The organism is Arthrobacter sp. (assembly GCF_031179985.1).
Lineage (GTDB): Bacteria > Actinomycetota > Actinomycetes > Actinomycetales > Micrococcaceae > Arthrobacter.
This window is the reverse complement of sequence record NZ_JAPSHJ010000011.1, coordinates 5,611-27,189: the sequence shown is the minus strand read 5'-3', so window position 1 is coordinate 27,189 and position 21,579 is coordinate 5,611. Positions and strand designations below refer to the sequence as shown.

The following is a 21,579-nucleotide window of genomic DNA, read 5'->3' as shown; positions in this document are numbered from 1 at the left end:
CACCGGCCTGCATAACTGCCCCGCCTAAGCGGGACTGCGGGGACTGCTTAGACGAACTTCCGGCCCGTCAGCTTCTCGTAAGCCTCCACGTAGCGGCCCCGCGTGCGGTCCACCACCTCGGCCGGAAGCGCGGGCGGCGGTGTGTCCGAGGCCCTGTCCCAGCCGGATTCCGGAGACGTCAGCCAGTCCCGCACGTACTGCTTGTCAAAGGACGGCTGCGCCCTTCCGGGTTCGTAAGTGGCGGCATCCCAAAAACGCGAAGAGTCAGGAGTCAGCACCTCGTCCCCGAGGGTAATGGTTCCGGTGACCACATCGAATCCGAACTCCACCTTCGTGTCGGCGAGGATGATGCCACGTCCCCGGGCCACTTCTTCGGCCCGGCTGTAGATTTTCAGGGTGAGCTCACGCAAGCGCTCGGCAACATCCACGCCCACCATGTCCACCACGGCGTCATAAGTGATGTTCTCGTCGTGCTCCCCCACCTCCGCCTTCGCAGAGGGCGTGAAGATCGGTTCTTCGAGGCGGGAACCGTCAACGAGGCCCTCCGGCAGCGGGATGCTGCAAACAGTGCGGGACTGCTTGTACTCGGCCAAACCTGAACCTGTGAGGTATCCGCGGGCGATGCATTCCACCGGGAACATGTCCAGTTTCTTGCAGATCATGGCCCGCCCCTCGACGGCTGCGGGAACGCCCCCTTCCACAGTGGACTCGAGGACGTGATGCTCCACGTCAAGCTGCTCAAACCACCAGAGACTCAGCTGCGTAAGGATACGTCCCTTGTCCGGGATTTCGCTGCTAAGGACGTGGTCGAAGGCGCTGATACGGTCGCTGGCCACCACCAGGACGCAGTCCTGGTGGAGCTGGTCCTTGATGCCTTCATCCGTAGGCACGTACAGATCCCGAACCTTTCCGGAGTACACGTGCTTCCAGCCCGGCAGCTGCAGGGCCTGAGTCTGGAGCCCTCCGGCCTGCGTTCCAGGCCCGTTCAAATCCACCATGCTCATGCCTTTGCCTTGGATGCTGTCGGGACCCCTGAAGCGGCTACGCGAATCTCGCCGCGGGCAGCCTTGCGGCCGATATCCGTCCGGAACTGTGAGCCTTCCAGCTGAACCAGCTCCACGCCGTCGTACGCGCGTTCCCGCGCCTCCACAAGGTCCGTTCCCAGCGCGACGACGGCGAGCACCCGGCCGCCCGCGGAGATGACCTTGCCGTCATCGTCGAGCGCGGTCCCTGCGTGGATGACATGCACGCCCTCGAGCTCCTCGACCTTCTTAAGTCCGCGGATACGGTCTCCGGTGCGCGGGGTGTCGGGATAATTCTCAGAAGCCACGACGACGGCCACCGCGGTTTCCTTGGTCCACCGCAGCTCTTCTGCCTTGTCCAGTTCACCCTTGGCGGCGGAGAGCAAGAGAGACCCGAGAGGCGTCTTCAACCGGGCCAGTACGGCCTGCGTTTCGGGATCGCCGAAGCGGACGTTGAATTCGATAACACGCGTGCCGCGGGAAGTCAGGGCGAGACCGACGAACAGGACACCAACAAAGGGCGTTCCCCGGGCGGCCATCTCGTTGACGGTGGGCTGTGCCACCCTGTCGATGACCTCCTGCACCAGGCCTTCAGGTGCCCAATCCAGGGGGGTGTAGGCTCCCATTCCACCGGTGTTGGGGCCTTCGTCGTTGTCGAAAATGCGCTTGAAGTCCTGCGCCGGGGAAAGCGCCACAGTGTTGTGGCCGTCGCACAGGACAAAGACTGAAACTTCCGGGCCGTCCAGGAACTCTTCGATAACCACGGTTCCACCGGCGTCGAAGCAACTTTGAGCATGGGCGAGCGCCGCGTTGCGGTCGCGAGTGACCACCACTCCCTTGCCTGCAGCAAGTCCGTCGTCCTTCACCACATAGGGGGCGCCGAACGTATCAAGGGCGGCTTCGGCTTCCTCTGCGTTGGCGGCAACCAAAGCCATGGCTGTCGGAACGCCGGCCTCGGCCATGACCTGCTTGGCAAAGGCCTTGGACGCCTCCAGCTGGGCCGCGGCCTTGCTGGGGCCGAACACGGGAATGCCTGCGGCACGTACGGCGTCGGACACCCCGGCGGCCAGCGGCGCTTCGGGGCCGACCACCACGAGGTCGGCAGTCAGGCGCGTGGCCAAAGCAGCGACGGCGTCAGGATCATTGGCGTCGATCGCATGCGTTGGAACCAGCTTGCTGATGCCCGCGTTGCCCGGAGCCGCGTGGACTTCCGAGACGTTGGGGTCTGCAAGCAGGGAGCGGACAATGGCGTGTTCGCGGCCACCAGGGCCAATGACGAGTACCTTCACAGTCTCCAAGCGTACTTTGTGGACCCGGCGCACTCCTAAGCAATGACCTCCGCAACCCACGCTTTTCACCGGCAGGGGTCCGCCCCGCACCGGTTTGGTGCCGCACCATTGCTTGGTCAGCGGGTGCTGTAGAGCTCGGAGATCAGGGCCAGTCCCCGCTCGGCCCAGGCAATTTCGTGTTCCGCGCGGGCAATAAGGCCTTCGTAGGTGAACCGCTTGAAAGCCACCGTTTTCAGGTGCTCCTCGGGTGCAATTCCGGACAAGCGCTTATTCAGCATGGGACTCGCGCCGCCGTCGATTTCCCTGATTTTTTCCGTCCACTGCTCCAGCCGCGCCCGATAGTGCGTAATGTGGGCCTGCATCTGGCTCCGAGCCGCCTCCGGGTCCGCCCACTCCAGGTACGCGGCCTTGAGGTGTGCCGGGTCCCGTTCCCTGCTGTACTCCAGATCCGTGTTCATCCAGGCCCGGAATGCCTTCACTCCCTCGTCGGTGATCCGGTACTCAGTCTTCTTACCGCGCGGACCCCACGGAACCTCCCTGCCTTCGAGCAGGCCGTCGCTTTCCATCCGACGCAACTCCGGGTAGATCTGCGAATCGGGAGCGTGCCAGACATACCCCACCGATGATTCGAAGTGCTTGAACAGGTCATACCCGGTCATCGGCTCCACAGTCAGCAGCGCGAGTAAGGCATACCGGAGGCTCACGGTGGGTTCCTTTGCATAGGTGTTGCCAATGACTATATCCATAGATAGTCTGTGGTGCAGCTCACTATCTATCAATGTAGATAGTCCGGTTCGTTTGGAAGGAAGTCATTGTGAGCATCGCCCCCGCCGTAGAAAGCACGTCTGTGCAGACCACCTCCCGCACCAGCAACGCGTCCAGCACCACCAACAAGGTTCTCGGCTATCCCCTCAACGCCTGGTACGTGGCCGCTTGGGATTACGAAGTCACCCGCAAACCCATGTCCCGGCGAATCGCCGACCGGCCTCTGGCCCTGTACCGGGCGGAGGACGGCAGGGCCGTCGCCCTCGCCGACGCCTGTTGGCACCGGCTGGCACCGCTTTCACTGGGTAAGACCCTTGCCGGCGACCAGATTCAGTGCCCGTATCACGGCATCATCTACAACTCCGCGGGCCGCTGCGTCTCCATGCCCGCCCAGGAAACCATCAACCCCAGCGCCACGGTGCCCTCCTTCCCCGTCGTCGAGCGTTACCGCTACGTCTGGGTCTGGCTTGGGGACGCGACGAAAGCCGATCCTGAGCTGATTCCGGACATGTGGCAGATGACAGACCCCGCGTGGGCCGGCGACGGCCTGACCATCCCGGTCAACTGCAACTTCCAGCTCGTCCTGGACAACCTCATGGACCTGACGCATGAGGAATTCGTCCATGGCTCCAGCATCGGGCAGGAGGAGCTCAGCGAGTCCGACTTTGTGGTGACCCACGAGGGCAACACCGTCACCGTGACCCGATGGATGCTCGACATCGACGCACCACCCTTCTGGCGCAAAAACATCCGGGACAAGTTTCCGGGCTACGAGGGAAAGGTGGACCGCTGGCAGATCATCCATTTCGAATCCCCCTCCACCATCTGCATCGACGTCGGCGTGGCAAAAGCCGGCACCGGCGCTCCCGACGGCGACCGCAGCCAAGGGGTCAACGGTTACGTCATGAACACCATCTCCCCGGAGACCGTCAAAACCAGCCACTACTTCTGGGCATTTATGCGCAACTACCGGCTGGAGAGCCAGCTCATCACCACCCAGCTCCGGGACGGGGTATCGCGGGTATTCAAGGAAGACGAGGACATGCTGGAGGCTCAGCAGGCTGCGATCGACGCCAACCCGGATTACGAGTTCTACAACCTGAACATCGATGCGGGCGGCATGTGGGTCCGGCGCCTCATCGAACGCCAACTGGCAGCCGAGGGACGCCTCGTCCCCTTCGCGTAAGAGCACCCCGTACCCCGCCAGAATCAACACAGTCAAGGATGCAGCCAATGGCAGCGACGAACATAGAAGTTTGGCAGCAGGCAACAGTCATTGAAACCACTGCCGTGACCGAGCACATCAAACGGATCGTTCTGCGGCCGGACCTCCCACGGAGAGCGGACCCCGGCTCCCACATAGATGTGAAGGTGAACTTGCCCTCCTCTACTCAGGGTGAAGCGCTCAAGCGCTCCTATTCAGTGGTGGAATCAGCGAACGACGGCGCCCGGCTCACCGTCAGCGTCTTCCGTGCCCCCTCCTCCCGCGGCGGATCGGTAGCCATGCACGCGCTGCAAGTGGGAGACACGCTGGAGGTCACGCAGCCGCTGCAGAACTTTCCCCTCCGCATCGGCGCACCACGCTATCTGCTGCTGGCCGGCGGGATCGGCATCACAGCTATTGCAGCGATGGCCCGGGTCCTTCGCGAGCTTCATGCCGATTACACCCTGGTCTATGCGGGGCGCAGCAGGGCAGCCATGGCCTACCTCGATGACCTGCAGCAGCTACATGGCCGCCAGTTGGTTGCACATATCAATGACGAAGGCACCAACCTGGATGTCGCTTCCCTGGTGGCAGCACTGGCTCCCGACACGGAGCTGTATATGTGCGGACCCATCCGGCTTATGGACTCGGTCCGACGAAGCTGGCTGGAGAAACAGCTCGACCCGGCCAATCTGCGCTTTGAGACCTTCGGCAACAGCGGCTGGTATGCACCGCAGGAATTCACTGTGCGTATCCCGAGGCTGGGCATTTCAACAACCGTCAGTCCCGACCGCTCCATGCTGGAGGCCTTGGAGGACGCGGGGGCGGACATGATGTTCGACTGCCGGAAAGGCGAATGCGGGCTGTGTGAGGTCCGGGTCCTCCGGCTGGAGGGCGCCATTGACCACCGGGACGTGTTCTACAGTGATCGCCAGCAAAAAGCTGGCGAGAAAATCTGCTGCTGCGTCTCCCGCGTCGCTTCAGTTGGAGCCGTGGGCGGAGCAGTTCAGGGCCCGGAACAGGGCCTGCCGGGCATCGTCATCGAGGTTCCCTAGCCCGTTCCGGCCCTCCCTGACGAAGGTTCCGCCGTTCATCTGCAATGTTCTCAAGGAGTACTTCTGCATACATTGCCGCGGCGGCCAGGCTTTGTCCCGCAAGACGAAGATCTTCGATCATGTTCGAGCTGAGGACAACGTAATACTCGTAGAGCTGTGTGCACAGGGTCTCGTAGGCGACCAGGAGTTCCCCCCACCTGTACCGGGGGCCCGAGGGTCAACATAGTTCCCTGAATCGCCCGCATTTGCGCGTCCTCTGTGAGCCGGGCACGAATGCCGGGTTCCTTGTTTCCGGACTGAGGTCCGGAACTGTCAGAGGTTAGAGACCTGCTTATAAGCACGTATTTCAGGGAACCAAATAATCTGGACTATCGGCTAATGGAAAGGGCACCGGCCGACAACCGGAGCAAGTGCTGCCCCGGCTATGAGGCAGGTAAATTGCGCCTCATATCCCGAATGAGTGGCTGGAAGACGGGTAGAAAGTACTCGGGCGCCCCCGGGATTGTGGATTTACTCTTCAAATAACACGCGATCTGCGTGTCGGCAGCCGGTTTAGAAAGGGGACGGCTGGTTTAGGTGAATGGGCGGGCGAGACGGTGAAATGGGGGCCTGGATGCGCCACCACCGATTTAGCGGAATTCCGCTGGAAGTGCCGGCCAGCACTCATGGAACTGCAGCTGCTGCCGCAGTCCAGAATTCGAATACATAGTCACCGAATGAGGAGTTATGAACATGAAGAAATTGCTCGCTTGTGGTGCCGTTACCGGGCTCGTACTGCTGAGCGGCGGCACGGCTGCCATCGCCTCCCCACCTCCGGACCATAAGGTCACCTACTGCCACGCAACTGGCAGCGAAACCAACCCGTTTGTCGTTATCACCACCGATGAACTGGCAGTCGTCAGGGGACACCAGAACCACCAGGATCACGAAGACGTCATCCCGGAGTTCGATTGGGAACTTCCTAACGCCAGCGGCCACTTCCCCGGCCTGAATTGGGGGCCCGGAGCTGCTGACTTCATCGCCAACGGATGTGTGGAAGTAACATACCCGCCATACGGCTACTAAACGCCCGCAACGTGATGCCGCGGCCAAAGCTGTGGCATCACGTTGCCACCGGGAGCAGCGCGAGGGTACCTGCTCCTGCTCCCCCAAGAGCAGGATCCCTGCTGCGCCAGGCTGCTACGGCGCCTTTTGTTGCCTTGTTCACCGAATGTCCCCCTGAGACTGTCTGGTGCTCAGACCTTATGTGCTGCCCGGAATCTGAGCGTCCCGAGCATCGGCCGTCACTCCCTTGGGGATGCCCAGCACCGACCTACGTTGAAGGCCGCTCTTGCGTGCCCGTAAGGTCCTTACCAAGTCGAGGGAGCCGGTGGACAAAACATGTCCGGAGCGCAAAGAACAACTTCAAGAGGGCAGACCCTTGCCGCGGCGATCTCGTACCACTTTCACAAAATAGACAACACCCTCCCACGCTCGTGCGGCATTGAGGCGTGCTGCTTCTCGGTCCGCTTCTTCCGGGTCCAGGTGCCAACTGATCAAATCAACGCGATCCTCTGAGGTGCTGTCGGGGAAATCGGAGTACCTGACTACAACTGTCATCAGCATCTGCCCTGTCCGGGCGTCATCAACCATAACGATCCTTCCAATGAGGATAACGATCATCGCGGTCCCGTCCCCAGCCTTCGACGCTGCCCTCCTGGGCCGGCTTCAGTTCATCGACTGCCCCCAGGGGATCCCCGTCCCCCTGCTCCACCAGCCAAGCGTACAGATCCTCGACTGCCCCGAGGCGGTACCTCAACGTGGTGGAACCAACCCGGCAAACCAAGGCGGGTCAGAATCCGGAGCCCGATACATCATGCACTCCGGGCAACAAGCTAGTAGTCGCTTCAAAGGTTCACCCCTAATACTGATGAAGTGCCTCTTCAGACATTTTGACACCTTCACCTTCGAGCCTCCATAGCCTTGCAAGGCTGCTGCAATGAGGGCAAGGCTCCCTGACCTGTCACGTACTTCTTGCGGCATCGTCCAGGGCTCTCTCCATGCTGCAGGCCCCAGGTGCACAAGAGCCATGAGCACCTCTACCGCCCCATGAGTCGCTCTAATTCGGAGACGATTCATGTCGCCCCAAGGTCTGCTGGCACAGGGGATCTCCGGGCTAAAGATTGCCCGATCGGATTAAGTAACTGGGCGGGAAGACCACGGCCCGACAATCCGCGGGGCGATTGGCTACGAACTAAGGGTATGAAGAACCTCAGATCCCGCTTGGGAAGCCCCGCGGCGCTGGCCGCCCTGGCGGGAATGGCCGCGGCCGCCGTCGTACTTTCGGTTGCGGAACTGGCCGGTGCCTTCTTCACGGCGCGCGCCACACCGCTTATCGCATTGGGATCGACCTTCATCGACTTCACGCCGCCCTGGATGAAGGACTTTGCCATTGCCACGTTCGGCACCAACGACAAGGTTGCCCTGTTCGTTGGAATGGGGCTCACCATCGCAGTGCTCGCCGGGGTCCTGGGCATGGTGGCGTACCGCAGGTGGGTTCTGGGGGCAGCGGGTGTTCTGTTGATGGGCGCCGTGATTGTGGCCAGCGTTGTCACGCGTGCCGGAGTGAAACCCCTCGATGCTCTCCCCACGCTTTTTGGCACGATCGCTGGGCTGGTGGTGTTGAGGCTCCTGACAAGGCAACTGTGGCGGATAAAAATCTGGCCGGAAGCCCCTGCCGACCGTGCTGCGAAGGGAACCGAGCGCCCCGCTTCGACCAGGCGCGCGTTCTTCGCTGCCACGGGGATCACCGCTGCAGCTTCGGTCATGGCCGCAACTGGCGGCCGCCTCCTCGGTGCCGCCCGGAGCAACATCGCACAGGCCAGGCAGTCGCTGCAACTTCCCGAACCAGCGACGGCGGCTCCCGCAGTTCCAGCGGGCGTCCAATCCGCCGCTGCGGGAGTTACCCCGTGGATCACGCCCAACAACGATTTCTACCGGATTGATACGGCCCTCAGCGTTCCGGAAATCAACGTGGAGGACTGGGAGCTCCGGGTCCATGGCCTCGTTGAACAGGAAGTCCGGCTGACGTTCCAGGACCTGCTCGACGCCGAATTGATTGAGTCCCATGTGACCCTCACCTGTGTGTCCAATCCTGTGGGCGGCAACCTTGCCGGAAACGCCAAATGGCTGGGAGTGCCCCTCCGGGATGTGCTGAAAATGGCCCGCCCCCAGCCCGGAGCGGACATGGTGCTCTCGACGTCGGAGGACGGCTTCAGCGCATCCACCCCCCTGGAGGTCCTGCAGGATGACCGCGACGCCATGCTGGCCATCGCCATGAACGGGGAGCCCTTGCCGCTGGAGCATGGCTACCCTGTCCGGATGGTGGTGCCGGGGCTGTACGGTTTCGTGTCGGCCACGAAGTGGGTGGTGGATCTTGAGGTCACGCGTTTCGCTGACAGCAAGGCATATTGGACGCAGCGCGGATGGTCGGAACGCGGCCCCATCAAGACCATGGCACGGGTGGAAGTGCCCAGGTCCTTTGCCAAGGTCGCTGCAGGCCGGGTCGCAATTGGCGGAACGGCGTGGGCACAGACGAGGGGAATCACGAAGGTCGAAGTCCAGATCGACAACGGCGACTGGGCCGAGGCCACACTGTCCGCTGAGGCATCCGTCATCACCTGGCGGCAATGGTCTTTCGACTGGGAAGCCACTCCGGGACCCCACTACATCAAGGTCCGGGCCACCGACGGAACAGGTGAAGTTCAGACAGACCAGCGGGCAGATCCGGTGCCCGACGGCGCGTCCGGCTGGCAATCGCTCATGCTCACGGTCGAATAGCCGGGTATTCGCAGGCCTGCGCCCTAGACTTTAGCCATGCCAGAAAATTCGCATGCCACCTTTTCCGTGGACTCCGCCGTCGAACTGGCAGTGGTGGAACGCAGCGGTTTCGTCGAATCCCGGCACATCGGTTCGGCCGTTGTGTTGGCCGCCGACGGAACCGTGGTCACACAGTTGGGGGACATCACAACACCCATCTATGCGCGCTCCTCGCTCAAGCCGTTGCAGGCGCTGGCAGTCATGCAGTCCGGGGTCCCTCTGCGCGGCGCGCAGGTGGCCCTTGCCTGCGGAAGCCACACCGGCTCCCTGGACCATATGGATGTGGTGGAAGGCATGCTCAAGGCAGCAGGCCTCAAAGAGGAGAACCTCCAGTGCCCCGGCGCCTGGCCGCAGGATGAAACAGCACGGAACTGGCTGGTCCGTTCAGACCAAGGCATCTCAAAGCTGGCCCATAACTGTTCCGGAAAGCATGCCTCGTTCCTGTGGGCTTGCACGGAGAACGGCTGGGACATCCACAGCTACCTCGAGCCCAACCATCCCCTGCAGCAACGCATCCGATCCGTCATCGAGGAATACTCCGGTGAACGCATCGCGCACCTCGGCATTGATGGCTGCGGAGCCCCTGTTGCGGCCATCTCACTGACAGGGCTGGCGCGCGCCTTTTCGATGCTCGCCAAAGCTCCCGGGGACAAAAGCTCGAACGCCCGGGCCGCCACGATTGCCACCTCCATGCTCGACTATCCCTGGGCTGTCCAGGGGCGGGGCGAAGCGAACACCATCGTGATGGATGAACTGGAAATCATCGCCAAGATTGGTGCAGAGGGCGTCCTGGTGATGGCCACATCACAGGGCGTTTCCGTTGCCATCAAGATCCTCGACGGGAACCTCCGCGCAACCACTCTGGTGGGCCTCACTGTCCTGGCAGCCGCCGGGGCCGTGGACATTCCGGGAGTTTCCAGTGTGCTGGAAAAGGTGGTGGAACCTGTGATGGGCGGCGGCCGTCCTGTGGGCAAGATCCGGCTTGGCCACGCTGTTTCAGCACTCCTGGACTGAGGTTCAGCTACTTCGTTAGCGAAACGAAAACGGTATAGGCGATGATCCCGCTGATAAGGTCGAATGCCGCGAGGACTTTACCGGCAGTTGCCGCAACGCCATGGGCCTCAGCTTTGCGTGCCATGATAAAAGCCACCACTCCCGCAGCAATACCGAACACGAACAAACCGACGATGCCAATAATGATGGATGAACGCCTGTATTTCTGACCCAGGCCCTCCCGCAAGGCGTCCGCCTCCATGTCTTCCTGGCTTTGCACAACCGGGTCTTGAATTTCACTCACGCCGCTCATAGTTCCCCTCTCAATTCTTGTCCATCGCACGACGGAATGCTCGAACAGTACTTGACGGATCCCGCCTTACAAAACGCCGGCGCTTCGGGGCTTCTTTCCGTCATTTTTCTTGAGCGGCCGCATTAAAAGGGATCCGATTCCTGCCGAAGCTCGCTTTGCGATGCCAGCACGTGTTTAGCCCGTGCCAGGTACTGTCGGGTGGATTCCCGCCATTCTGTTTGCTGCTTTTTGGACAAGCGGAGGCCTGCGGGTATCTGAAGGGCGGTGCCGATGGTGAGCTTGCATCCCCTTCCTGATAGCTCAATTCAGCTCACAACCCGCATCCGTGTTGTGGGACGGAATCCTGGGTGCACGAATCTGACGTATGGTTGAACCGCCCTTCGTACATCAGCTTTTGACCCTGCAGGAGCCCAGAAATGGCTGTATCCCGGCGACGCATTCCGCTGGACGAGGGCCGTGCGGCACTTGCCGTCTGGCTGGAAGCCAGCGCGGCGTCGTCGGACTCTAACAATTCCCCTGCCGCAGTCCCCAGGACAGTAACAGCGACGGCGGTGAGGTACTCGCTTGAGGAGGTCACCGCCCGCGCACCGGGAAATTCAGTGGAAGTTCGGGTTCCGCCCTTCGGCGTCACCCAGTGCGTGGAGGGGCCCCGCCACACGCGCGGCACTCCCCCCAACGTGATCGAGTGCGACGCCGCCACCTGGCTGGCCATGGTTACCGGACAGCTGAGCTGGGCGGATGCGGTAGACGCCGGCAGGGTAGCTGCCTCCGGGCTGCGGGCCGACCTCTCAGCCTTGCTTCCGCTCTGACGCTCCGGGCTGGCTGTTCGTGAGGGACCCTTCAGATAATGCCCCCAGGCTAAGCTCGGGACCCGAAGGCTGTGGAAAGCTGCCGTGGAAAATCAGCGGATCAACGCTGTTTGGCCCTGGTTTCATAGCCATGGACCCTCAGCACAGCCACGGTGTGGGAAACGCGACGCAACGGCGTCGTCTCTTGAACTCATCAACGGAATTCTGCGCGGCGGAAATGCAGGGAAACACTGCGTAAGACGTTCGTCGCGGGGGGACGCTCAGGGCCTTTATGGTGAGTCCGAAAGGGCGCTTTCCGCCGGAGTATGGCACCAACGCTACGCAGCGTCACTTCGCACGACCGAGGGCAAAAACGACTGAGGAGAGACGGGCTGCCAAAACTTTTTGAGCGCCCGTGGGATTTGTTACGAAAACTGCAGCCCCAATGAGAGGTGACAGGTGCCGACCAACCCGAACCCTGCGCGCTTATGGTGGTCCTATGAGCATCCCCAATGGACAGGAGCCCAGCGTGGCGGACCCTTGGGCGACAGGTGGGACTGATACCGGGCCCACCACTGGTGTGCTGCTCGCGGCAGGCTCGGGCTCTCGTTTGGGACTGGGGCCCAAGGCTCTCCTTCCTTTCCGCGGCCGCACCTTAGTGGAGATCCTGGCCGACGTGCTCCGGCACGGTGGGTGCCGCGAGGTTGTGGTGATTCTGGGGGCCGACGCAGCCAGGGTACTGGCCAAGGTGGATCTGGAGCGGCACAAGGTGGTGGTGAACGCGGAGTGGGGGTCCGGAATGGGCGGCTCATTCCGGCTCGGCATGCAATCCATACAACCTTCGGATCACGTGCTGATAGCTCTCGTGGATCAGCCCGGACTCACCTCCGAATCGGTAGCGAGGCTGATCTCACGCCACCGTCCAGGCCGGGTCACTGCCGCGGCGTACAGAGATCCGGGCGGGGAACTCACCCGCGGGCATCCCTTGCTGCTGGACTCCTCGCTCAGGGAGGCGGCGGCAGGATCCGCAAGCGATGATGCGGGAGCCCGGCTGTTCCTCAAGGCCAACCCAGGGCTGATCGACCTCGTGGATTGCAGCGACCAGTCCGGGGGCGAGGACCTCGACACCCCGGACCAGTTGCACCTGCTGCAAGCGGATGCCTGAACTGCCAGCTCCTACCAGCGCGGGTGAATGGCTTCGCGGAAGTAGCGGTCATAGATTTCGTGGACGCCGACGTCGAACGTGGCGTCGATGCCCGGGACACTGGCAGCCTCTGCGTTGGCGCGAGCCTGCTCCACGTTGCGGGCACCGGGGATTACGGTGCTCACCCCGTCCTGGGCCGCGACCCAGGCAAGAGCCGCCTGGGCGGTGCTGACGCCGTCAGGCACCAGCTCCTCAAACTCCCTTACCGCCTGAAGGCCCCGTTCGTAGTTCACTCCCGAGAAGGTCTCGCCGACGTCGAACGAATCGCCGGAGCGGTTAAAGTTTCGGTGGTCATCCTTGGCAAACTTCGTGTCCAGCGTGTACTTGCCGGACAACAATCCGGACGCGAGGGGCACGCGGGCAATGATGCCAACTCCGGCCGCCTGGGCGGCAGGAAGCACGGCGTCTAGCGGCTTGAGTCGGAAGGCGTTCAGGATGATCTGAACGGTTGCGGTTCCCTCGTGACGCAGGGCCTCCAGGGCTTCGTCCACGCGTTCGACGCTGACACCGTAGTTGCGAATCGCTCCTTCTGCCACCAGTGTGTCGAGCGCGTCGTAAACTTCGGCGTTGCTGTACACGGCGGTGGGCGGGCAATGCAGCTGGACCAGATCCAGGCAATCCGTACCCAGGTTCCGCCGCGACCGGTCCGTCCACTCCCGGAAGTTGGCCAGGTTGTAGTTTTCGGGCAGCTGATCCAGGCGGCGGCCCATCTTGGTTGCCACGGTAATGTCCAGCCCCGGATTGTCACCGAGGAAAGCGCCGATGGCCTGCTCGCTGCGGCCATCGCCATATACGTCAGCGGTATCGAAAAAAGTGACTCCGGCTTCCGCCGAGGCGGCGAGGATGGTCTGGGCCTGGGCGGGATCGACGTTGCCCCAGTCGGCGCCGAGCTGCCATGTTCCGAGGCCGATAACGGAGACCTTCTGACCGGTTTTACCTAGTGTGCGTTGTTCCATAATGCGACTATAGATGCTTGTTCAGCTCTGGCTAACTCAGGCTTGCTTCAGGAGGCGTTAGCGCTATCAAATGTCGACAGGGTTTTGAAACCTCCTGTTTGCGGACATGAGTTGTGACACCGCCTTAGCAGTCTTTGGCGTAGGAATCGAGAGGCGGATCGCAGCTGTTCAAAATCGGTCGTTTTCTGACGTCGGCAGCCTTGGCGCCTGATGAAACGTGCTTCCGACATAGGGCATGCCGCGTTGTCCCCGCCGGCAGTTGCTGTTAGCGCCCCCTCATCGTTCATTTCACCGAGCGGGTCATACGTACATAGCCCAGCCCCGGCATCACTTGGATCTGGTCAGCGGCCTTCAGCGGCACGCTGATCGACCGGCTTACGGGCACGTTTTGGAACTACGCTGCCGCGAGATGCTGCGGCTCGTAGAGGAGGGCGCAACCTTCGACGACGTCGAGCACCGAAGCGCGGCCATCGGTCGGGCATTCAATGGCCCGCTTACTCCGAGGCAGAGATGGCCGGCGGTCGGTGCCGGTTGTCTCCGTATCGAAGCCAATCATTGAGGAGTCCCAGATGCTCACAGCCAAGAGTTTGAGGGGTTCGGTCACCGGGTATTGGAAGTTGCGCGTAGAGCTAGGCGGTGACGGTGTCGCGGGTTTGGATTTTGTTCTGCCGTAAAGCTTGGAGTGCGGTGGCCCACCCGGTGACCTGATCGAGCATGGTGGTGGCAGTGGCTTCGTGATGTTCTGCCGGAGTGCACTGGACGCGGTCGGTGAAGTCAGTAAAGAGGGAGAGTCCCACCTGGGCGCGAACGTCCGCGAGTTGGAGTTCTCCTGCGATGCAGCGGAGGTGTTCTACGGCCCGCGTGCCGCCGGCCAATCCGTAGCCGACGAATCCGATGGCCTTGTCGTGCCACTCCGTGTACAGGTAGTCGATGGCGTCCTTCAAGACCCCGGGGATTGAGTGGTTGTACTCGGGGGTGACGATCACATAGGCGTCGTAAGAGGCGATTGTTGAGGACCAGGTACGTGTGTGGTCGTGCGTGTAATTGGGCCCCATGGCTGCTGGTACTGGTTCGTCGAGGTGGGGCAGGTTGAAATCCGCGACATCCACAACGTCATACAGGGCGTCGCCTCGTTGCTCAGCCAGCCGGTGGAGCCAGTAAGCGACGGAGGGGCAGAGGCGGCCGGGACGGGAACTGCCGATGATGATGGCGGTGCGAATCATTAAGAGGCTCCTGGTGTGGTGGCGGTGGTGGAATGGTCCGGTATGGGTGCGGACTGGTTTTTGTGTGATGGTGTGGTTGGTTGCCCGATGCGGAGCAGGAGGCAGCTGGCGATGACGGCTGACAGGATCCCGGCAGCGATATAAACGAAAGAGACGTTGCCCTCGATGATGAGAGGTTGTGCCAGGGCAGGAGAGAGGAACTGACCGGCGAACATGGCGGATGTGAGCCCTCCGAATGCCTGTGCTTTGCCCTTACCTCGCGCCGTGGATGCAACCCATGAATTGAGATTCGGCATAACCAGGCCTGTGCCAAGCGCTGTAATGGTCAGACCGAGGATGGACACGGGAAGTGTGTTCGCCATTCCGAGGATGATCAGGCCTGCTCCGATAAGCGTGAAGCTGATGAGGGCCGTGAGACGGTTTCCGATCGGCGCGACGAAACGGTACGTCAGGCTGGCCCCGGACTGAACGGCGACCATCCACGCGATGATGAAACCGGCAATGACCGCCCCTGAACCGGCGATGTTCTGAAGATGAAACGGCAGTTGGGTCGGGATGGTGTAAAAAATGACCTGTGAGGCGAACGCCAGACCAAACAAGGCGATCACGAAGCTCCTCTGTCCGAGGACCCCTTTCCGCTCTCGAGCTGACTCAATAGACAAGGCCGTGATGGGCGCAAAAGAGGGGGATCCGGGTGTCTTTTCTTCTACAAACAGTGCGACGAGGACGGCGATCGGCATGGCAAGAAGATAAATCGCGAAAGGTCCACGCCAGCTCATCTCCGCGAGAAAGCCGCCGAGAGACAGAAAGACGACACCGCCGAGCCCTGAGAAAGCGGCCTGTGTGCCCAACACCTTGTTCCTGGATGTGCCCGCATGCCAGTCAGTGATCAAAGTGATGCTGGCGACCATCACGCAGGCAACAGCCATACCTAAGATGAACCGGGAGGCCAGCAGAACAATCAAGCTGTCGATCGCAAGCCCGGAGGAACCCGCGACCGCATAGACGATCGCGCCCGTGAGAAGTACGCGTTTCGCTCCAAAGCGGGTAATTAATCCGCCTACGAAAGGAGCAGACACCGCGATCGCCAGCGCGGTGATGCTCAACACCAGTCGAATCAGGACCTGCGAATTGCCTGCGGCCGCGAAGTGAGTGTTCATCGCTGGAAGCGCCGGGGAAATCGTCGCCCCAGCCATCACCGTCAGCGTACTGGATACCAGTAACACCCAGGTCACCCTCGACGCCGTCGTCCTGCCGAGTGCGGGAGGCTGCTGTGTTGTCATTCCTGTACGCTAAAACTTCAACATAAGTTGAAGTCAAACCGGTTGAGGGAAGTGCTCCATGAGCTCCACGACAGAGACCCGCGCATCAGTGACAGTCAGTGATCTGGCTCGGGACAGTGGCGTCTCCGCATCCGCTGTGCGCTTTTACGAGGACAGCGGCCTGATCACTGCCGAACGCACCCCCGGGAACCAGCGCAGATTCACCCCGGGCGACGCATGCCGCATCAAAGTCATCCGTGTCGCCCAACGCGTCGGGCTTTCCGTTCACGACATCAAGACGCTTCTCGAGCTCCTACCCGAAACCGGTGAGCCAACAATCGAACAGTGGAGCGCCCTGCAAAAAGCTCTCGTGCAGGAAACAAACAAACGCGTGCGAGAACTGAACCTGGTTCTGGCAGACCTGTCTTCCGATACAAAGCTCTGCGCACTCACTCCCCTGACCTAAACGCTCCTCACGGCTACGACAATGCTTGACGCAATGGTAGTGGCTCGGCGACCGGCAGAAGCTTCACCTGCAATGTTGCGACAGACCCGCGACTGATCCGTCGCCAATGAGGCAGGCTAGGTGCCCGGCGGGCGTTCGTTCAGCGTTCGACGTACGGAAGTACGAAAGGGACGGCCGGACGCAGTGCTATCCAGTCTCGAGCCATCGGCTAAAGCGACCTTGGTCCTCCTCAGGCGTAGGCCAACTAGAAGGTTTCACCCAGATGACGGTTCCACGCCCGCAGATGCGTGGACCTTCGTACATACGCAATACATCGCGCGGCAGTATGTCTCGCCAAGCCGGCACGCCTTCAAAGAAGTGGGGATGGCGGCACCTGGCCGATTAGTGCCTGCTCCAGGTACGGCAGCTGGGATTTGACTACGCCAACAATTGTCCAATCCAGCGGTGCTCGTCAGTAGAGGAGACGTTGGTACAACACGTGATCTTGCCACCTGCCTGCGATTTTCAAGTAAGCCGGTGCGTAGCCTATTTGCTCAAAGCCGGAACGCTTGAGCGCCTTCTTTGAGGCTAGGTTGTGTTTAAGAGTCGCTGCCTGCAAACGATGGAGACCCAAATCCCTCTTTGCTGTTTCGACGGCGAAGGCAACCGCTGCTGAGGCAATTCCCCGGCCGTTTGAGGCACCCTCGACCCAGTACCCAATGTGGGCGCTAAGGAAGGGGCCACGTACGATGCCGGTCAAGGTCACGGCCCCGATAATACGACCTTCATCCAGCAACACCCAAGGGATCTCCGAACCAGCTGTGTAGAGATCGAGCTTTGCTGCTATGACTGCGGCTTGGCCTGCTGCGGTGAAAAAATCTGCGGACCTGGCCGGCTCCCAAGGAGCAAGATGCTCCTTATTTAGCTCGTAGGCTGTCGACAGGAGGTCGGCGTCGTATGAACTCAGCAGCCTGATCTGAACATTTCCGGTCAAGGTTTCTGTCTTTGCCATCACCAAAACACCTTAGCGTCGCCGCCACAGCCGGACTCCAGCAGGATTGGAAAGGCGAAGACCTGTCAGTCGGTCAGTTGGACTGCGAGTACCGATCGGAGTGCGAGATCACTGCCGTAGTCGTCCTCGATGTGTTGCATGCCGATCTTTTCGGCCACCCGACGCGAGGGAGCGTTATCTGGGTGAATGATGGCGACGAGCTGCGGAACCTGCAATACAACGCGGGCAAAATCTCTGCATGCCGCAGCCGCCTCGGTGGCATAACCAAGCCCTTGGAACTCGGGGCGCAGGTGATAACCAACTTCTAGCTCGGAGCGTCCGTTCACCTTCTGCCAAGTGAGACCACAGTCACCAAGGAATGTGCCCTCGTGCGTTTCCACGATCCAAAGCCCATAGCCATGCTCGGCATAGTTGACTTCGTTCCACGCTATCCATTTCGCGGCTTCGTCGCGGGATTTTGGCGCGGGGTAATAGGTCATTACGAGTGGATCACCGAGGAGAGAGCTCATGCTGTCGAGGTCTGCTGGGGTCATCTGACGGAACTTCAGCCTAGGTGTCATGTTGGGAAGCACTCCCAAAGCCTAGCGTTTCGGGCAGTCAGAGGGCCGCGGAAAAGGGCCCGTTCCCGTGGGCTCCCACAGAAGATCACGTCCCAAAGGCTACCCAACGGGGCCCAACGATCCTCACGAACCGCACAGAAACCAATCACCGGCGTCAGACCCACTGCCCACGAACTCCGGGCAAAAATGGAGTCGAGCCAGTTGCCTGAACAAGACAACGGCGGCCGCCGAGCTGCGCGCCGCGCAGCTCGGCTGAGGACAGCAAAAAGCGGAGTGCGGGCATGCCAACGTTCAGGATCTCCGTGACCTGGGCGAGAGTCAGCAGCTTGGGGAACCTGGGCTTTTCCGGTTCCGTTGCCGGCATTTGCTCGATGTCCTTGCTCACTGGCCCATGGTTATTTGTCCTCGTTCCGGTGTTGGATTTCTTCGCGGGTGCATCTGCCCGGTCGGAGTGCTCCGACCGGGACCCCCGACCACTTCTTACCGCGGTTGTACTTGCGCTGCAGCCGCTTCATTTCCCGCAGCGTCGCCCCTTCTATCAGGTCGGTGATGGATGCGTTCCTGGAGGCGTCCAGCACGTTCGCGAGCAGGACATAGTCCTGCGACTGGCCTTCGGGCATCGCCAACCCATGCCCGAGTCGATTGCGCACCGTGGCGGAAACCTCCGCCCACTCCCTGATGTGTCCTCTGAAGAAGCACTCAAAGAAAGGGCCTACGGCTCCCTCGAAAGGTGCTCCAGCCTATTCTGGAGCCGAAATTCGGATAGCTTCACTACACACCAGATGGAAGAAAAACGCGTCTTCAAAGCATCGAAGTCATGACTTCGCCCCCGGAAAGACCGAGTGACTATCGCTACCCTCGTCCGGCCGGGGAATTTTTCCGCCAAGTCCGTGTCGCGTACGCAGTGATGATGGCCGTCGGTCTCGCCGCCGGCCTGTTTACTGGCGGGGTGACGGAGCGATCGTCGGAGCACTATTGGGTATGTTCGTCATTGCAGAGTCACCAACGCCGCTCCGCAGGGCCTGGAATGAGGAACCCGGTTTGAGACGCCCGTTGGCACTCCGTTGCCCGTTGCATTGGTCGGCTATTCGAACATGGGTGAGAGGAATCGTCGCTCGTACCTTCGGATGCAATCTGTTTGAGTTGCGAATTGAACTGCCTCGATGCACTCGGGGTCCGCTGCCGCCGCTGACCGGTACTTCTCGTAGTCCGCGAACGAGGGAAATGTGAACAGGGCGAAGGCCTCGTCGCTGTCACCTTCGCTGGGAAGGAAGTAGCCGTGATGCTCTCCGCCCAGCCTGTTGACCAGATGGATCCACCGCCGTCCGTACTCTTCAAAGTCAGCGAGCTTGTTGGCATTGATCTCGTATCGAAGGTGCACTGTGATCACAGAGGGGTCCTCTTTCGTCGGGTTTGGGCGTTTGAACGGGTCGGGAGATTTAGAAGCGAAGTTCCATGAAGACGCTGTTTGGGTCTGTGGTGTACTCCGCAAACGGCGGGCATTCGATGAAACCGTTCCGGATGTATAGGCGACGTGCCGGGGCGAAATACTCTTCGGTCCCTGTTTCCAGGCAAATGCGCTGGTAGTCGCGGCGCCGGGCTTCGTCCACGATGTGCCTGAGCATGAGGGTTGCTACGCCCCGACCCCGCGCACTGGCCGTGGTCCGCATGGACTTGATTTCGCCATACTGTGCCGAGGTTTGCTCTCTAGTGGTATCTGCGGAATCGAGGATTTTCAGGGCGCCGCATCCCAGGAGTTCACCGTTTTCACGGGCTGTCCAGAACGTGATGGAGGTTTCGGACAGTGCTGAATGGTCCAACGCGTGCACGCTTTCGGCAGGGGATGTAGCGAACATGTCTGCCAAGTGTTCGCTGAGGAGTTGGTGGACGTCCCAGCGCGTGGGGTCGTCGCGCTCAATGTGAATCATGCTCGCAATTTACCGGACTGGCCAGGGACGAGTGGTATGGAGGGAAAGCCGGGCCTTGCATTTTCCTTTCCCGGGATCGCCTCCTCGGGCTTTGAGGAGGCAGGTTGCGGCTCCCGCTCTTTCACGCGGTGCCGCTGTTCCACGGAGCGTCCCCAGGCAGTTCCGGCGAGAATGAGGGCAACGCCGCAATAGCCCACGATTCCGATGATGTCGTGGGCGATGACTATTCCGATGAATGCCGCCCAGACCGGCTCTGTCCCTAGTAGGAGGCTGACACGCGATGGAGAAGTTCGCCTGACCGCCCAAATCTGAATGAAGAACGCGAACACCGTGCAGACGAGTACCAGATAAAGGAGCATCGCCCCCTGCCGGGGATCCAACCGGGAGAGGTAGTAAGGGACGGAATCCCCGTAAACGAACGAACCAGCCGTGAAGAGAAGCGCGCAGGTGCCCAACTGCACGGTCGTGAGGTTCAGCGAATCCATGGCTTTGCCGCCGGTGAGTTTGTGCATGGAGACAACGTGCACAGCCCGGACAATCGCGGCGCCCACCACCAGCAGATCTCCCACGCTGGGCGGGTCCAGTGTGCCGTTGCCGGCGAGGAGAACTACCCCTGTAACCGCCAGTATGGCGGCTGCAAAGAATGTGCCGGGTAGCGGCCGGCGGGACAGGACGGACTCAAGGATCGGGGTGAAAACCATCGTAAGGCTGATGATGAGCCCTGCATTCGTTGCCGAGGTATGCGCGATCCCGAAGGTTTCGAACGCGAAGACGGCCGCAAGCAGCACCCCGATTGGCATGCCGGCGAGCAACTCTGTACGGGCCACGCACTTCCGCCTCACCCCCGCGATTGCAGCCATGACCCCGGCGGCAAGCAGCATCCGCGAAGCGAGCAGGGCCAGCACCATGTCCGCGGAGACCAGCTCCTTAGCCACGAAGTAGGTCGATCCCCAGGAAACGGCTACCAGAAGCAGCAGAAGATCAACCCGGAACCTCTCAAGGAAAGTACGCACCGGCCTATCATTCCCCGGGCCCAGACATTAGCACTAGGGGCCATTTTCGCTCGTTATACATTAGTTTGGACTAATGGAACTTGGACAGCTGCGCGCTTTGAGGGAGTTAGGTGACAGGGGCAGTATCGCCGCTGTCGCCGCAGCCCTTCACGTCACCCCTTCATCCGTTTCCCAGCAGCTCACCGCCCTGCAGCGCCGCACGGCTGCCCCGCTGACCTTCAAAGACGGACGACGGACCGCACTGACGGATGCCGGCCGCGCCCTGGCCGCGGCAGCTGTGGATGTGGAGGTGGCACTTGAACGGGCAGAGCAGGCGGTCGCACAGTTCCGGAGTGAACCCCAGGGGCATGTATCGGTTACGGCCTTCCACAGTGCCGCGCTGGCACTGTTTCCCCCGCTGCTGGCCAAGGTGAACGCCCCAACCCAGCCCGGTATTGCCCTCAGCGACTTCGATGTGGCCCAGGAAAGCTTCCCCGCCCTCACCCAGCATCACGACCTCGTCATCGCACACCGCCTAACCGGCAGTCCACCGTGGCCAGGATCGGTGCGCGTCGAACCGCTCCTGTTCGAACCCCTGGACCTCGTTATCAGTAAGGACCACCGGCTGGCAGCCCAGGACTTCATCACGCCAGAAGACCTCCACGGAGAAACCTGGGTAGCAGTCCACCGGGGATTCCCCCTCGAGAACG

At 61.2% G+C, this 21,579-nt stretch carries 26 protein-coding genes; 9 read left to right on the top strand and 17 right to left on the bottom strand.

The features are described 5' to 3' along the window. Nucleotides 1-47: 47 nt before the first annotated feature. The 3 genes from RIN13_RS07455 to RIN13_RS07445 form a co-directional block, all read right to left on the bottom strand. Complete coding sequence (locus tag RIN13_RS07455; protein WP_309106771.1) at nt 48-998, bottom strand: phosphoribosylaminoimidazolesuccinocarboxamide synthase; 951 nt, start codon at nt 996-998, stop codon at nt 48-50. A 2-nt stretch (nt 999-1,000) separates the two neighbouring features. Further along, entirely contained in the window at nt 1,001-2,311 is a 1,311-nt protein-coding gene (gene purD / locus RIN13_RS07450; protein ID WP_309106770.1) for a phosphoribosylamine--glycine ligase, read from the bottom strand. A 116-nt stretch (nt 2,312-2,427) separates the two neighbouring features. Continuing rightward, complete coding sequence (locus tag RIN13_RS07445) at nt 2,428-3,015, bottom strand: PadR family transcriptional regulator (RefSeq protein WP_309106769.1); 588 nt, start codon at nt 3,013-3,015, stop codon at nt 2,428-2,430. A gap of 143 nt (nt 3,016-3,158) precedes the next feature. On the opposite strand from RIN13_RS07445, the gene RIN13_RS07440 reads away from it, so the two are divergent. From RIN13_RS07440 to RIN13_RS07430, 3 genes are all read left to right on the top strand, one after another. Beyond that, nucleotides 3,159-4,262: an aromatic ring-hydroxylating dioxygenase subunit alpha gene (locus tag RIN13_RS07440; protein WP_309106768.1), complete on the top strand. Its 1,104-nt coding sequence runs from the start codon at nt 3,159-3,161 to the stop codon at nt 4,260-4,262. 47 nt (nt 4,263-4,309) lie between these two features. Further along, complete coding sequence (locus RIN13_RS07435; protein WP_309106700.1) at nt 4,310-5,335, top strand: PDR/VanB family oxidoreductase; 1,026 nt, start codon at nt 4,310-4,312, stop codon at nt 5,333-5,335. A 732-nt stretch (nt 5,336-6,067) separates the two neighbouring features. Beyond that, nucleotides 6,068-6,400 carry a hypothetical protein gene (locus tag RIN13_RS07430; RefSeq protein WP_309106699.1) on the top strand — a complete coding sequence of 111 codons (333 nt, stop codon included), beginning with the start codon at nt 6,068-6,070 and terminating at the stop codon, nt 6,398-6,400. A 339-nt stretch (nt 6,401-6,739) separates the two neighbouring features. Here RIN13_RS07430 and RIN13_RS07425 read toward each other — a convergent pair whose 3' ends face one another. Both RIN13_RS07425 and RIN13_RS20485 read right to left on the bottom strand, forming a co-directional pair. Further along, nucleotides 6,740-6,967: a hypothetical protein gene (locus RIN13_RS07425; protein WP_309106698.1), complete on the bottom strand. Its 228-nt coding sequence runs from the start codon at nt 6,965-6,967 to the stop codon at nt 6,740-6,742. Further along, nucleotides 6,960-7,160 carry a DUF6855 family protein gene (locus tag RIN13_RS20485; protein ID WP_375164740.1) on the bottom strand — a complete coding sequence of 67 codons (201 nt, stop codon included), beginning with the start codon at nt 7,158-7,160 and terminating at the stop codon, nt 6,960-6,962. The genes RIN13_RS07425 and RIN13_RS20485 overlap by 8 nt, the downstream gene beginning before the upstream one ends. Nucleotides 7,161-7,576: 416 nt before the next feature. Between RIN13_RS20485 and RIN13_RS07420 the strand changes: the two genes are divergently transcribed. Both RIN13_RS07420 and RIN13_RS07415 read left to right on the top strand, forming a co-directional pair. Next, nucleotides 7,577-9,154: a molybdopterin-dependent oxidoreductase gene (locus RIN13_RS07420; RefSeq protein WP_309106697.1), complete on the top strand. Its 1,578-nt coding sequence runs from the start codon at nt 7,577-7,579 to the stop codon at nt 9,152-9,154. Nucleotides 9,155-9,190: 36 nt separating this feature from the next. After that, complete coding sequence (locus tag RIN13_RS07415; protein ID WP_309106696.1) at nt 9,191-10,207, top strand: asparaginase; 1,017 nt, start codon at nt 9,191-9,193, stop codon at nt 10,205-10,207. A 7-nt stretch (nt 10,208-10,214) separates the two neighbouring features. Here RIN13_RS07415 and RIN13_RS07410 read toward each other — a convergent pair whose 3' ends face one another. Next, nucleotides 10,215-10,490 (bottom strand): hypothetical protein, encoded by a 276-nt coding sequence (locus RIN13_RS07410; protein ID WP_309106695.1) that lies wholly within the window; start codon nt 10,488-10,490, stop codon nt 10,215-10,217. 425 nt (nt 10,491-10,915) lie between these two features. On the opposite strand from RIN13_RS07410, the gene RIN13_RS07405 reads away from it, so the two are divergent. Continuing rightward, nucleotides 10,916-11,308, top strand: a complete 393-nt coding sequence (locus RIN13_RS07405) for a sterol carrier family protein (protein WP_309106694.1) — start codon at nt 10,916-10,918, stop codon at nt 11,306-11,308. Between the two features lie 478 nt (nt 11,309-11,786). Continuing rightward, entirely contained in the window at nt 11,787-12,452 is a 666-nt protein-coding gene (nboR, locus tag RIN13_RS07400; RefSeq protein WP_309106693.1) for a nicotine blue oxidoreductase, read from the top strand. A gap of 11 nt (nt 12,453-12,463) precedes the next feature. Here the strand turns inward: nboR and RIN13_RS07395 are convergent, their stop codons facing one another. From RIN13_RS07395 to RIN13_RS07380, 4 genes are all read right to left on the bottom strand, one after another. Then, nucleotides 12,464-13,447, bottom strand: a complete 984-nt coding sequence (locus RIN13_RS07395) for an aldo/keto reductase (RefSeq protein ID WP_309106692.1) — start codon at nt 13,445-13,447, stop codon at nt 12,464-12,466. 394 nt (nt 13,448-13,841) lie between these two features. Continuing rightward, the gene (locus RIN13_RS07390) at nt 13,842-14,024 is read right to left on the bottom strand and encodes a hypothetical protein (protein WP_309106691.1); all 183 of its coding nucleotides are present in this window, start codon (nt 14,022-14,024) and stop codon (nt 13,842-13,844) included. 52 nt (nt 14,025-14,076) lie between these two features. Next, on the bottom strand, nt 14,077-14,670 hold the full coding sequence (locus RIN13_RS07385) for an NAD(P)H-dependent oxidoreductase (RefSeq protein WP_309106690.1): 594 nt from the start codon (nt 14,668-14,670) through the stop codon (nt 14,077-14,079). Then, a complete protein-coding gene (locus tag RIN13_RS07380; protein WP_309106689.1) occupies nt 14,670-15,953 on the bottom strand; it encodes an MFS transporter in 1,284 nt (427 codons plus the stop codon). Before RIN13_RS07380 ends, RIN13_RS07385 begins: the two co-directional genes overlap by 1 nt. 58 nt (nt 15,954-16,011) lie before the next feature. Between RIN13_RS07380 and RIN13_RS07375 the strand changes: the two genes are divergently transcribed. Next, nucleotides 16,012-16,398: a MerR family transcriptional regulator gene (locus tag RIN13_RS07375; RefSeq protein WP_309106688.1), complete on the top strand. Its 387-nt coding sequence runs from the start codon at nt 16,012-16,014 to the stop codon at nt 16,396-16,398. A gap of 451 nt (nt 16,399-16,849) precedes the next feature. On the opposite strand, the gene RIN13_RS07370 is transcribed toward RIN13_RS07375, so the two are convergent. The 7 genes from RIN13_RS07370 to RIN13_RS07340 form a co-directional block, all read right to left on the bottom strand. Further along, nucleotides 16,850-17,389, bottom strand: a complete 540-nt coding sequence (locus tag RIN13_RS07370; RefSeq protein ID WP_309106687.1) for a GNAT family N-acetyltransferase — start codon at nt 17,387-17,389, stop codon at nt 16,850-16,852. A gap of 65 nt (nt 17,390-17,454) precedes the next feature. Continuing rightward, complete coding sequence (locus tag RIN13_RS07365; RefSeq protein WP_309106686.1) at nt 17,455-17,961, bottom strand: GNAT family N-acetyltransferase; 507 nt, start codon at nt 17,959-17,961, stop codon at nt 17,455-17,457. 142 nt (nt 17,962-18,103) lie between these two features. Further along, nucleotides 18,104-18,334 carry a hypothetical protein gene (locus RIN13_RS07360; RefSeq protein ID WP_309106685.1) on the bottom strand — a complete coding sequence of 77 codons (231 nt, stop codon included), beginning with the start codon at nt 18,332-18,334 and terminating at the stop codon, nt 18,104-18,106. A gap of 10 nt (nt 18,335-18,344) precedes the next feature. Then, complete coding sequence (locus tag RIN13_RS07355; protein ID WP_309106684.1) at nt 18,345-18,599, bottom strand: hypothetical protein; 255 nt, start codon at nt 18,597-18,599, stop codon at nt 18,345-18,347. A gap of 434 nt (nt 18,600-19,033) precedes the next feature. Further along, nucleotides 19,034-19,339: an NIPSNAP family protein gene (locus RIN13_RS07350; RefSeq protein ID WP_309106683.1), complete on the bottom strand. Its 306-nt coding sequence runs from the start codon at nt 19,337-19,339 to the stop codon at nt 19,034-19,036. 49 nt (nt 19,340-19,388) lie between these two features. After that, complete coding sequence (locus tag RIN13_RS07345; protein ID WP_309106682.1) at nt 19,389-19,877, bottom strand: GNAT family N-acetyltransferase; 489 nt, start codon at nt 19,875-19,877, stop codon at nt 19,389-19,391. After that, a complete protein-coding gene (locus tag RIN13_RS07340; RefSeq protein ID WP_309106681.1) occupies nt 19,874-20,890 on the bottom strand; it encodes a DMT family transporter in 1,017 nt (338 codons plus the stop codon). The genes RIN13_RS07345 and RIN13_RS07340 overlap by 4 nt, the downstream gene beginning before the upstream one ends. 73 nt (nt 20,891-20,963) lie before the next feature. Here RIN13_RS07340 and RIN13_RS07335 point away from each other — a divergent pair. Beyond that, nucleotides 20,964-21,579, top strand: a 616-nt coding sequence (locus RIN13_RS07335; RefSeq protein WP_309106680.1) for a LysR family transcriptional regulator, incomplete at its 3' end; no start/stop codon positions are given.

What these genes read in the sequence shown, in the direction of transcription:
- RIN13_RS07455 (WP_309106771.1), bottom strand. Translation starts at nt 998, where the DNA reads ATGGTGGATTTGAACGGGCCTGGAACGCAGGCCGGAGGGCTCCAGACT.
- RIN13_RS07435 (WP_309106700.1), top strand. Translation starts at nt 4,310, where the DNA reads ATGGCAGCGACGAACATAGAAGTTTGGCAGCAGGCAACAGTCATTGAA.
- RIN13_RS07430 (WP_309106699.1), top strand. Translation starts at nt 6,068, where the DNA reads ATGAAGAAATTGCTCGCTTGTGGTGCCGTTACCGGGCTCGTACTGCTG.
- RIN13_RS07425 (WP_309106698.1), bottom strand. Translation starts at nt 6,967, where the DNA reads ATGGTTGATGACGCCCGGACAGGGCAGATGCTGATGACAGTTGTAGTC.
- RIN13_RS07420 (WP_309106697.1), top strand. Translation starts at nt 7,577, where the DNA reads ATGAAGAACCTCAGATCCCGCTTGGGAAGCCCCGCGGCGCTGGCCGCC.
- RIN13_RS07415 (WP_309106696.1), top strand. Translation starts at nt 9,191, where the DNA reads ATGCCAGAAAATTCGCATGCCACCTTTTCCGTGGACTCCGCCGTCGAA.
- RIN13_RS07405 (WP_309106694.1), top strand. Translation starts at nt 10,916, where the DNA reads ATGGCTGTATCCCGGCGACGCATTCCGCTGGACGAGGGCCGTGCGGCA.
- nboR (WP_309106693.1), top strand. Translation starts at nt 11,787, where the DNA reads ATGAGCATCCCCAATGGACAGGAGCCCAGCGTGGCGGACCCTTGGGCG.
- RIN13_RS07395 (WP_309106692.1), bottom strand. Translation starts at nt 13,447, where the DNA reads ATGGAACAACGCACACTAGGTAAAACCGGTCAGAAGGTCTCCGTTATC.
- RIN13_RS07385 (WP_309106690.1), bottom strand. Translation starts at nt 14,670, where the DNA reads ATGATTCGCACCGCCATCATCATCGGCAGTTCCCGTCCCGGCCGCCTC.
- RIN13_RS07380 (WP_309106689.1), bottom strand. Translation starts at nt 15,953, where the DNA reads ATGACAACACAGCAGCCTCCCGCACTCGGCAGGACGACGGCGTCGAGG.
- RIN13_RS07375 (WP_309106688.1), top strand. Translation starts at nt 16,012, where the DNA reads ATGAGCTCCACGACAGAGACCCGCGCATCAGTGACAGTCAGTGATCTG.
- RIN13_RS07370 (WP_309106687.1), bottom strand. Translation starts at nt 17,389, where the DNA reads ATGGCAAAGACAGAAACCTTGACCGGAAATGTTCAGATCAGGCTGCTG.
- RIN13_RS07345 (WP_309106682.1), bottom strand. Translation starts at nt 19,877, where the DNA reads ATGATTCACATTGAGCGCGACGACCCCACGCGCTGGGACGTCCACCAA.